At 51.1% G+C, this 9,997-nt stretch carries 12 protein-coding genes; 2 read left to right on the forward strand and 10 right to left on the reverse strand.

Annotated features, from left to right (window positions below; all coding sequences use genetic code 11):
• Positions 1–66: 66 nt before the first annotated feature.
• The 6 genes from BLV67_RS08660 to BLV67_RS08685 form a co-directional block, all read right to left on the reverse strand.
• The gene (locus BLV67_RS08660) at positions 67–720 is read right to left on the reverse strand and encodes a hypothetical protein (RefSeq protein ID WP_069788628.1); all 654 of its coding nucleotides are present in this window, start codon (positions 718–720) and stop codon (positions 67–69) included.
• The gene (locus BLV67_RS08665) at positions 701–1,117 is read right to left on the reverse strand and encodes a hypothetical protein (protein WP_069788627.1); all 417 of its coding nucleotides are present in this window, start codon (positions 1,115–1,117) and stop codon (positions 701–703) included. Before BLV67_RS08665 ends, BLV67_RS08660 begins: the two co-directional genes overlap by 20 nt.
• Positions 1,114–1,929, reverse strand: coding sequence for a hypothetical protein (locus BLV67_RS08670; RefSeq protein WP_069788626.1), 816 nt, complete (start codon positions 1,927–1,929; stop codon positions 1,114–1,116). The genes BLV67_RS08665 and BLV67_RS08670 overlap by 4 nt, the downstream gene beginning before the upstream one ends.
• Before the next feature lie 99 nt (positions 1,930–2,028).
• A complete protein-coding gene (locus BLV67_RS08675; RefSeq protein WP_069788625.1) occupies positions 2,029–2,304 on the reverse strand; it encodes a hypothetical protein in 276 nt (91 codons plus the stop codon).
• Positions 2,305–2,370: 66 nt separating this feature from the next.
• On the reverse strand, positions 2,371–3,363 hold the full coding sequence (locus BLV67_RS08680; RefSeq protein ID WP_069788624.1) for an SIR2 family protein: 993 nt from the start codon (positions 3,361–3,363) through the stop codon (positions 2,371–2,373).
• 38 nt (positions 3,364–3,401) lie between these two features.
• Entirely contained in the window at positions 3,402–3,776 is a 375-nt protein-coding gene (locus tag BLV67_RS08685) for a histone-like nucleoid-structuring protein, MvaT/MvaU family (protein WP_069788623.1), read from the reverse strand.
• Positions 3,777–4,088: 312 nt separating this feature from the next.
• Here BLV67_RS08685 and BLV67_RS08690 point away from each other — a divergent pair, with 312 nt between their 5' ends.
• Entirely contained in the window at positions 4,089–4,496 is a 408-nt protein-coding gene (locus BLV67_RS08690) for a hypothetical protein (RefSeq protein ID WP_141722780.1), read from the forward strand.
• 55 nt (positions 4,497–4,551) lie between these two features.
• Positions 4,552–4,776, forward strand: coding sequence for a hypothetical protein (locus BLV67_RS08695; RefSeq protein ID WP_069788621.1), 225 nt, complete (start codon positions 4,552–4,554; stop codon positions 4,774–4,776).
• 154 nt (positions 4,777–4,930) lie between these two features.
• Here BLV67_RS08695 and BLV67_RS08700 read toward each other — a convergent pair whose 3' ends face one another.
• From BLV67_RS08700 to BLV67_RS08720, 4 genes are all read right to left on the reverse strand, one after another.
• On the reverse strand, positions 4,931–5,806 hold the full coding sequence (locus BLV67_RS08700) for a hypothetical protein (RefSeq protein WP_069788620.1): 876 nt from the start codon (positions 5,804–5,806) through the stop codon (positions 4,931–4,933).
• 573 nt (positions 5,807–6,379) lie between these two features.
• On the reverse strand, positions 6,380–7,159 hold the full coding sequence (locus BLV67_RS08710; RefSeq protein WP_237859430.1) for a hypothetical protein: 780 nt from the start codon (positions 7,157–7,159) through the stop codon (positions 6,380–6,382).
• Between the two features lie 28 nt (positions 7,160–7,187).
• Positions 7,188–8,513, reverse strand: coding sequence for a DUF4055 domain-containing protein (locus tag BLV67_RS08715; RefSeq protein ID WP_244160706.1), 1,326 nt, complete (start codon positions 8,511–8,513; stop codon positions 7,188–7,190).
• A 33-nt stretch (positions 8,514–8,546) separates the two neighbouring features.
• Positions 8,547–9,983, reverse strand: a complete 1,437-nt coding sequence (locus BLV67_RS08720) for a terminase large subunit domain-containing protein (protein WP_244160707.1) — start codon at positions 9,981–9,983, stop codon at positions 8,547–8,549.
• Positions 9,984–9,997 lie beyond the last annotated feature (14 nt).

Genomic DNA, 9,997 nt, shown 5'->3' on the forward strand with positions numbered 1-9,997 from the left:
CGGAAGATAGCCTTTGAATTCTAGCTGCAACTTCCGCATCACAAAAAGCAGTTTTTCTTAACCAAATTACTTACCAAGGTCAGCTCCAGTTAGATAGTCAATCGACTCAAACTTCCCGACATCCATCAGCCTCTGCCGAAGAACCTGCATGAATCCCTTATCATTCTTCAAAAACTTATCGCACTCCCCTTCGGTCTTGCACTCATCAAGAATCTCTGCACGCTCAGGATTAACCAGGCGATATCGACGAATGAATTCCTCACGCTTTTTGTCATGAAAGCTCTGGATAAGTGATTTCATACTTCCTCCATAGATCATATCCTTAAACTTACCCATATATCTGAGGGCAAATTTCATAAGAGCCAGTTCGCTACCGCTGCGCAGGCTCCAGTAATACTCGTCAGCCGCATTTTCCCTGGCAATAAGAATCCTGTCCAGCCTTCCCACAAACCCCTGCCGCCACGCAATCCCTGCAACCTCGTTCCCCAACTCATGAAACAGCAGGTCTTCGTCAGCAATCGAGTCAACCAAAGCCCAGACCTTATCAAATCCTCGCTCGCAATAATAACTATCTGGCAACGCAAGGAAGTTTGAATACAAAACAACAATCAGGTCACGCTCAGACCTGTATTTATAGCGATCATAGATTACATAGCCATCTTCCGCCCTGAGCAACACTGGGAATACCCACTGCAAATATCTAACTAGCGAAAGTCGCATTCTCGCTCCCAGTGGCTTGCTGAACATAGTCATACAGGGCATTGCGGGCCGCATTGACGTTGCAGTTGTTGAGAGCCCAGTAAACTTTGGCCATAATTGCGTCTAGGGCTTCATTGCGACCCAGGTCGTTGAAGAACACCGTGTGTAGCAGATGCCAGAGAAACTCAACATCATCAAGGTTTGTTTGCTCATCTGAAATACTGTGAGCGATGCTACTGAGACATTCGAACTCCCAGTCCACATGAACTGTCGTCTCAGAGAACGAGTAAACCTGAGCGACATAATCAAAGAACTCAATGAAAGTGGCAAACTCGCACTCATCGAAGTAATATTTTCCGCCATCGAACCGGATCGCAGCCGGAGAACAGAACCTGATGATGTTTTGTAGGTACATCATAGACCCAGCTCCGACCCAAACATATATTCCCGCTGCTCAGCACTCATTAATGCAACTCTATTGCGAAGGAAACCCATATCCCCGCCCAAGAGTCGACGTAACTCATCCTCGCTTTCGCAAATTGAGTACAGGTGATAAGCGTGAGGCCTGTCCAGTTGCAGCTCTTTTAGAATCAAAGGGTGCATCAAATCGAAGATATCGTCGTAAGCCTTTTTTTTATCGATTCCCAAGCTTACAAGATCGGCAGAAAACCTCTCGCCAACATCCGCTCCGGCGTGAGCAGACTCGTAATTCCTAGAAAGAATGCCCGCAATACATTTAACCTGTGAGCGCCTAGAAGAATCGCTATCCCGCTCAGTAGTCAGATATATGAGCCAGAGCCGTCGAAGTTGATCAAGCCGCTCCTCTCGCAGCATCCCTAGAAACCTGGCAATAAAGTCATTAGGGCTGGTGGCATTAAGAGCTGCTGTCGAAAACGGAGGAGTAAAACTCAGCACAGGGCCGCTCCAAACTTTGAACTTAAAGCTCACAATCACCGCAACTTCCAGCAGAGACGAGCAGTAGCGATTCACTACGCCATCTGCCGTCTGCAACTGAAGCAGGTACTGCCCGTCCTGGAACTTGAAGCCGCCGACCATTGAGAACCTATCGTAATTCTCAATTTGCTCGTTCAAAGCTCGCTCAAGGAATTCATGGCTCTCAGCAGAAATGCTCATGAGCCCCCTGGCCGTAGCAAACCACCGCCACGCCGCGACTTTTGGCTTCAAAAGCTTGAGCAGCAGGCGGTCACGGGGTGTGATGTAGGTGAGCATGGCCTGTCCGTATTATTATGGCAGTTATTGACAGATTGGCAATTGGGGGTGGGAATGTCAAGGGCCAGCTCGGGCGGCCAGGCCCTGGGGTGTTAAGGATTAGGCGGTTTTAAGTCGTTCCAGACGTTCCTGGGCGATGCGTGAGAGGCAGGCGTGAAACTCGGTCATGCACGCAGCTGCGCAAAGCTGTTGCCATTTCGGGAGCTGCTTGAGATCAGGGCGGTCGGAGGGTTTACGGGTGTCCTGCTGTGCTAAGCGGAAGCACTCGTCTACGCAGAAATCCTCGATCTGGGGAGCAATTTGGAAAAGGAAGTACGTGCCAGACGAGAATTCAATGGCAGCTTTGGCTTCCGTGTAGATTTTGCTGATGTTCATGGTGTTCTCTCTTATTGTTATGCCCTGCATGATTCAACTATGCAGATGGAGCGACACCACGCGCAACTAATAATTATATTCCCACTGATTGAAGGCGAGGATATTCGGAAGGTACCAATGGTGGAGATTCGTAGTCTTAAACTTTTGCGTCCAGAACCAATGCCTTTGCTGATCGGTGGCTGCTACGCCATTCCACTCCACCACTACAACGTGCCTAGACTGAGCGTACGCTGCGATCACATCGTTCAGGTGCAAGTCATCGCCAGAGTAGCCAAACACAATGATCTCTTCCGACTCACTCAAGCAAAAATTCAGGTAGTTCCAATATGCAGAGAGCACCATGGAAGCGCCAATCACCGAGCGCTTGTGTCTAACATGGGTTAGAACGATGTGGTCTGAGCCTTCTGGCGAGAACGGATTTAGCTGATGCCGATCCCGCTTACGTGCAAGGCCGTGGTGATCGAAAAAGAGAGGTGAGCCGTGAAGATGAAGGTAGTACCCGTAGTCATTGCCATAACGGCGCTCCAGGGAATCTGAGCTGAAACCTCCACCAATCATTCCGTCAACGAGCGTAGTGTCAAAATATCCTGCCATCAGATTTGCATCTAGGAAGGCACCGTAGAGAAGCTTGTCGTAGTTCAAGGTGGCGACATGAGACTTTGTTCTTCTCACGAAGTCGATCAGAGGGCCCAAAAAGGCTGGGGGTAGCTCACCACCGTACAGGTGCAGCCTGGTAGCGACCTTGTGAATGTAGTTTGCTACAGCCACAGGAAACTGCTGACCCTCTTGGGAAAGCCAATGGACATCCATCCGCTGTGACATGTTAATGCTTGCAAGGGTCTTACAAGCCGAGATGACGAGGTGTAGAGGGTCTAGCTGATCCTCACGTTCGGGTATAGCGCCATTTCCACCAACACACTGACTGATCAGTTGTTTTTGAACGTCAGGAAGCGCTACGGGGTCAGCCCAAACTTCCGCCATGGCATTGGTCAGGGAAAAGTGCCTAGGGTCGAGCGCCATACCCAACCCGTTTCCGAATATTAGTGTCTTCCTTGGCATAACCTGGCTCCAGATTTCTCAGAAGCCAGCATTCTAGCTCACTGAAGCCAGCTTTCTACCTGCTCAGCGCCATGCTCTGCTTTCCAAGCTTTCAAGGTGCTGTGATTGCCGCCCTTGGTCTCAACGACCTCTTGCGTGTGAGGGTTCAGATAGCGTTTGACCGCACGAGGCGCACGCGTCCCCTTACGCCCATCAACCTTGCCACCCACCGCAGCAGCACCCGCAGCAGCCTTCGGATCGAGAATGGCAATGACGTTGCGCAGCGACATCCCGTACTCGGCGAGCAGCTTGCGCAGTTTGTCTTCAAATTCCAATTCTGCCTGCAGGGCTTCGCTGCCTTTCAGGGCTTCTAGAGCTTGAAGCTGCTCGGCGATCTGGCGTTCAAGGGCCCGGTATTCGGCTGCTTTTGACATTGGTGATGCTCCGTTTTAGTAAGTGCTATGAAATGTAATCCCAGCTCGGATAGCGTGCAAGTATTATCCTGATAGTTGTTGTACGAGTCGAGAATATTTTCCTTGACCTATTGCGTAACTGTATGCACAACCAGTACCTTAAAGTAAGAAGAACACATAATAAGAGAGATAAACTCCATGCCTCATGATCATACTAGATTCGACTTCTTCGTAACCCTACAACCCCAGAATGACATTTGCGAAAGTCTTCCCCCTGCCCTGAAGGGTGTCTTTGACGCGATGTCGAAAAGGATTGCCGAGGATCTCCAGTCCATGGTTATAGAAGTTAAAGAGGATTTGGATGCTAAGGAAGAGCCAGGCGAAGAGTGTAGCGTGTTGCGATACGCTCGAACGATTCTTCACACAGCCCCACTTCTAAACATCATGGATCTGCCGTCAATGAGTCAAGATGAAAGGCAAAGGCGAGAGGAGCGTCAGAGAAGTGCGCATCACATCCTATCCGAGAGCTTTCCACTTGTTCAGGCAGCGATCGTTGAACTTGGTCGCGATGAGGTACGCCGTATATCATACGATAAAACATATGATCGGCCATATCAGTTCCGGAGCAACTACTTCGATGCCCTGAAAGAAAAACTGGCGCAGGCCTATATGCTGGACACTACAAAAATGCACTTGCGCCAGTATCTAGACCACAAGCTCGGCGCTGACCTGGGCCTTTGAACCTTGTCTTTGTTTTCAAATCCACCCACAGCACATAATAATAAGAGAGAAAAACATGAAAGACGCGCCCACCATGCTAGGCAATGGCCTTGAGATCCACTACATCCAAGAGCTTTACGGCAACAACGACGAAATCCTGGACATCTACGAGCTAAGGAAGAACTTCGGACGTGGCCGGATTAAGACTCTGAAGCGTGTTGATGTGCCGACGGGGTCAGACCTGGAAACTGTTCGAGCCAAAATCCGGAACTCTCAAGTCGAAGACGATTCTGGTCATTAGGACTGAGAGCACCTTCTGCGAACTAACACTGGATGAGAATGCCACCGCCAGGAGGCTTTTTGTTTACAAGCGGTTTTTCTTAACCAAACAACACTACCCAGGCTAGTTGCCGCTTGCTCTGGGTGTCGGATCTCGGGCTGGCGGGGATCTGTGGTTATGACTCACGCCTTTTGGGCTTACTCAAGCGACTCTGCTCAAGCGTGTAGTGGAAAGCAGGGAAGCCGATATCAAACACCCCAATCTCGTTTTGAGCTTTGATGGCATTGGCCAAAAAATCAAACATCACGGGCGCTGTGGTCTTCCCGCCCGCAACAGCCTTGGCAAATGCGTCGTTGGCGTCCTGCTCATGTAGCTTGCGCATACCGATAACAGCAACCTGGCCCTCCGGAATTTCCTTCATCGAAACGACGGCACCGTCTGGATCGCTCGGCAAAATTTCATACTGGTACAAATGGTATTTTTTTGTTTTAGGACAGCAGATGCCGAGAATAAAATCAGCCTGGTAAGCAGAGAACATGTGCTTCATGTTTTTATGCTTCTTAGCCTGATTAAGAATTGCTTGGACTGAGTGCTCCACCACGTCGGCAATCACTTGAGCAGATAGGAGACTGCTTGGGCTAATATCCCGCTCCAAAAACATGTCTGTCGGATAATCACCATAAAGGAATTTATGCTCCTCGCAGACCATGGCCAGCTGATAAGTGCCATCTCGAAAAGTAGGATGCAAGTCAGCCAAGTGGTTCCGAATCGAATTCAGGATATGCTGTGCTACCAAGGTGCTGCCGGCGAAAGCGATAGCGCAGGCCCCTTCATACCTGTAGCCATGATAACCCTGAAACGTTTCCTCTAGAAAGTTCACCCCGGCGACACGGATGGGCATCTCGATAACTTTCTTGAAACCACTGACTAGCGTTGTACCCCTTTGTGTGATGCTGCTGTCAGAGACGAAGAAGATTCCCTCGCAGAACTTATTATCCAAACGACTGAAACCCATGTTGAGCAAAGAATGCCCTGCGATCACCAAAGTCACAGCATCATCTCCTGTTAGGTAGGAAGACATTATAACAGCAGGCCGTTTGACAGCAAACTACTTTCAGGTATATCAGGGTTTGGGGTATTGCACCACCCATTGCTCCAATGCGTTAATATACAGAACCACCAATGAGAATAAAAATAATGAGCCATTATTATTTAGCAGTCATCACTCTCCTCCTAATCTCCATTGCTTGTCGCATCGTGCATTATGACCCCACCACAAAATCGGGCAAAACATGGATGCTCACCAATTACATTTCCGATATCTGCATTTGGTCACTAACAGTTGAGATTTGGTGTACGATACCCCTTCAATATCTTGGAGGTCTTGTGCTTACTGACCAGCAATCACTGATAATGTTCATGGCTATATTTTTATTCATGGTAGGTGCAGACAGCCCTCTTAAATTATCCCCAGTTTTGAGATTTAATAAACTACGGGAAAAGACCTGATTCTAGCAAACCCAGAAGCCCCGCCAGCTCGCGGGGCTTTTCATTCTTGGGCTACCGCTTCCGCAACTTCAAAGCCAACCAAGGCAAGTGGAATTATGCCCACGGATATCTGGGGTCATGAGGTCTGTCGCTGCATCCAATAGATTGAAGCCTCGATAACCTCCAGCACTCGAAGCTTGAGCGTCTGTTCCATCAAGTTCATGTCTCGTTTGTACTTTTCGAAAGTAGCTACGCATGCTGGATCAAGGCGCTGCTGCTCGCTCAGCTCGTTGCCGAGGTTTTCAGGGAATGGGTGCAGGGGCCATGAACCATACTGATCTGCCAGCAGCCGCACTTTGTCTGTGAGAACCAGCCAGTCCAGCGCATGATCAGGTGATATTGACGCTGCCAACGTTAGGCCGTGCTGGAAATCCGGATACCTTGAGTGAGCGGTTTCCATTGCAAACTTGAGCTTGAGGATTTGAGCAGTCGTCACGATCGAGCTCTTGTGTGCCCTCAGGTTGTCTAGGGCCAGGATGGAGTCATCGATCGATGTGATCGGCGTTTCGTGACCAAAAACCCGAGTTCGCTCATAGGCGTCAATGACGGAGGCGACGATCAGATTCAATGGCGTTAGCGTCAGCTTCTCCCTTCTGAAGCTGGGTATGAGCTCAATGACTACGTAGAAGACGTATGCAGAAAAAAGCCCCACCAGCAGATCACTGCTAACACTGACAGTGGCCTCGGCAGAGAGAAAGGCTGCAGCCTTACCCCCTTTGAGCCAGGGCCAAACCTCTAGCTGGAGGTTGATCAGGATGATGAGACCCAGAACAGTGAGAGCAGCTGCGAGTAGCCACTTTTCCCTCGTTTCACGCCATACCCACATGACCCAGCTCTCCCTGAAATCCGGCAGCATACCGACAGGGAGGCTCTTTGACATCAAATCAAGCTGGCGTGTACTCAGTCGCAAGCCTGTCCGCGTTGTCTTCTTGAGAGAAATCGTTCCGGAGCACTCCCCGGCGTTTCAACTCTGCGAGATACTCGAACTGAGAAAGGTCGCCATTGGCACGAGCCGTTGCCAGGGCCTGCAGTTCTTCAGTACTCGCGTTGATGCCGTAGTCAGTATTGATGTCGCACACGAACTGAGCATTCGACACACGCGAGAACCTGGCCAACATCTCAAAAACCTTGGCTATCGCCGACGCTGTTGCGGTTGCCATCGACGCGATCTGGTTGTTGTTTTCCCCAGCGTTCAGAGCGCGGCCCGTGGCAGTTTCTACGATGCCATTGTTCTGTAGCATCTCGATACCATACGACGCCATGAGCCCTTCAAGGTCTTGCAGGCTTTGACGTCCAGCGTTGATCGCATTGCCGCTGTGCTCCACGAATTTCAGATCACTCCCGGCGTTGGCCACAATCGCACTGTCCACACCGATCTTGATCTCCACGCCTTCCTCGACGCCCGACGCAAAAAGAATGGGCACACGCGCTACGTGCAGGATGTTTCTCTGATCGCTGTGCTCTTGCCAGTGGGCCACGTTCATATGCGCTAGGTCGATCATCGGCGGCGGACAGAACAGCGTGCCGCGAGTCTCCGCAGGGTTTGAATGAATCGGGATCACAGGAATTTCAGTCAATCCGAAATCACGCCAAGGCTCCACTTGCATGTAATCGGCACCATCAGATTCCTGGTACAGACTCCACAGAACCTTCCCCCCAGAACGCCTAAAAACCCTCACCCTGGCCACGTTCTTCTCACCCCACTCACCGTCTTCCACAGCGGCAACTTCTGAGATCCTGATCTCCTGCAGGCGACCGTCCTCATCCAGCTTGTAGCCCAGGATGTCATCCGCCGAGAGCCAGTAGGCATATGGCTGACCACCGCTGACTGGGGCATCGACGCACAGGAACGAAGTGCCGTTCCACAGCGCATCCTGGAACGCAACTGATGCCACCGCAGACACTGAAGTCCCTTTACCATCGACATCTTTGGCAAACAGATCTGCCAGGTCTTGATGAGACTCAGACGTGACGCCAATTGGCCGCGAAAAAGGCTTTGAACTCAAATTCTTCACGACGCGGGCAATAAAGTTCGTGAGTACCGAGCGTTTCAGGCGTTTGTTGTATGCGACTGGGGTCTCACCCGGCTCCTTTGGTAGGTATTCCTGGCCAGCCTGGCGCATAGATTCAGTGCCCCCGCGCAGGGAGCGGATGATCTTGCGATCGGAGAGGTATTTCGAGCAGATTTCGCTGCGATCTTGGACTTTCATACTGGTCTTTTCGACTCTTATTATGGCGTTTATTTAACCCATTATCCCATGAGAGACAGTGGTAACTGGGCGCTTCCAGGTCAATCTGTACGCCAAAGCGTCCCAGGCGTGGTCATCCGGCCCTTTGGCTACGGCATCGAGTTGGTCGTCGTCACGCTGCAGGAATGGAAGGGTTTTGATGAGGAATTTAGCGGCTGGAAAGAAGTAAATATGGGGGTTAGTCGGATCTTGAATTTTGGTGGCATGTAGCCGCCCGAACATGAGCTGCGCAGAGGTCACACGGGAGCCAGGGGACTTGTCAGAATTCACAAAGTCGATGCCCTCAGCCTTCAAATCCTTGGCCACTGTGGGTGCGTTCCCCTGATCGACCTTTGAGCCGTTGTAGATCTGATTATCTGCAGGCCCAGGAGCAACTTTCTTATGATTGCTCAACACCCCGGTCAGCAGCTTTTCCTCTTTCTGTTTGAGGCGTGCACCGATTTGTCGAGCGGAAAGGAATAACCCAGCATCCGGGCGTGCCTGTTTACCCGTGCGAGGGTCAACTTCAGTGCCATAATCCTCGCCAATCACCACTAAGCTGCCCTTGGGAGGGCAAAATTCACGATTCCCCACCCGCACAGATTCCCCATTACTCTCGGCAACCCAGAGACAGCAAAATGGGGTGGACTGGCCAAAGTCAAAGCACCGATCAACTTTCCAGCTGGCAGGGATCTGGAACGGATCAAGCAGCAGGTGTTGAGACCAAACGGGGCCAAACATCGCGCCTGTGTCGACCGCCTCCCAATCGCCCTCTAACCATGCAGCGCGCTTTGCTGGGTCAGTGAGCTGGGCCAAATAATTTCGGATGTAACCATCGTCAATATAATGATTTTGGAAGATCGTGCCGAACAGGGCTGTGCGCTGCCTGGTGCCATCTTGGTTGTAAGTGATCTCGCCTGGCTTGCGGCCCTCGATAAACCTTTCGTACACCCAGGTTCTGCCGGCACCCCAGGGGTTTGTGGTGCTACGGACTTGAAGGGGTGGTGGGAGTGGCTGAGTAGCGGTCGGCTGATAGGCAGTACGCAAGGTTGAGAGCATGGCCTCATACACCTCGATCGTCTGCCAGGTGGCCAGCTCATCAAAACCAATAAACGCGTACTGATGACCGTGGAATTTCCCGTCGTACTCCCTGACGTGTTTGATGTGATTGAAGATCAGCACCTCGCCCGTGGGAAACGTCCATGAGTGCTTGGTCTCGTTCCATACAGCTCCAGGGAAAATCCTGGGAATCAGCATGCCGGCAGTTTTGACGAGGTCAGCAAGGTGCTTGAATTCTTTCCGGAGAATGATCCCACGCCAATATGCGCCCCAACCCTTACCAACGTGTTGAAGGAAGGCCATGATCAAGGCGTCACTTTTCCCATTGCCTCGCGAGCCGTGGAACAGCACTTCGCGTGTGAGGTATTGGGGCTGGCCCAGAACCAAAAACATCGACTGAGAGCCTG

The organism is Pseudomonas salomonii, assembly GCF_900107155.1.
GTDB lineage: Bacteria > Pseudomonadota > Gammaproteobacteria > Pseudomonadales > Pseudomonadaceae > Aquipseudomonas > Aquipseudomonas salomonii.

Coding starts and splice junctions, on each gene's coding strand:
- BLV67_RS08660 (WP_069788628.1), bottom strand. CDS start 720: ATGCGACTTTCGCTAGTTAGATATTTGCAGTGGGTATTCCCAGTGTTG.
- BLV67_RS08665 (WP_069788627.1), bottom strand. CDS start 1,117: ATGATGTACCTACAAAACATCATCAGGTTCTGTTCTCCGGCTGCGATC.
- BLV67_RS08670 (WP_069788626.1), bottom strand. CDS start 1,929: ATGCTCACCTACATCACACCCCGTGACCGCCTGCTGCTCAAGCTTTTG.
- BLV67_RS08675 (WP_069788625.1), bottom strand. CDS start 2,304: ATGAACATCAGCAAAATCTACACGGAAGCCAAAGCTGCCATTGAATTC.
- BLV67_RS08680 (WP_069788624.1), bottom strand. CDS start 3,363: ATGCCAAGGAAGACACTAATATTCGGAAACGGGTTGGGTATGGCGCTC.
- BLV67_RS08685 (WP_069788623.1), bottom strand. CDS start 3,776: ATGTCAAAAGCAGCCGAATACCGGGCCCTTGAACGCCAGATCGCCGAG.
- BLV67_RS08690 (WP_141722780.1), top strand. CDS start 4,089: ATGGTTATAGAAGTTAAAGAGGATTTGGATGCTAAGGAAGAGCCAGGC.
- BLV67_RS08695 (WP_069788621.1), top strand. CDS start 4,552: ATGAAAGACGCGCCCACCATGCTAGGCAATGGCCTTGAGATCCACTAC.
- BLV67_RS08710 (WP_237859430.1), bottom strand. CDS start 7,159: ATGCTGCCGGATTTCAGGGAGAGCTGGGTCATGTGGGTATGGCGTGAA.
- BLV67_RS08715 (WP_244160706.1), bottom strand. CDS start 8,513: ATGAAAGTCCAAGATCGCAGCGAAATCTGCTCGAAATACCTCTCCGAT.
- BLV67_RS08720 (WP_244160707.1), bottom strand. CDS start 9,983: ATGTTTTTGGTTCTGGGCCAGCCCCAATACCTCACACGCGAAGTGCTG.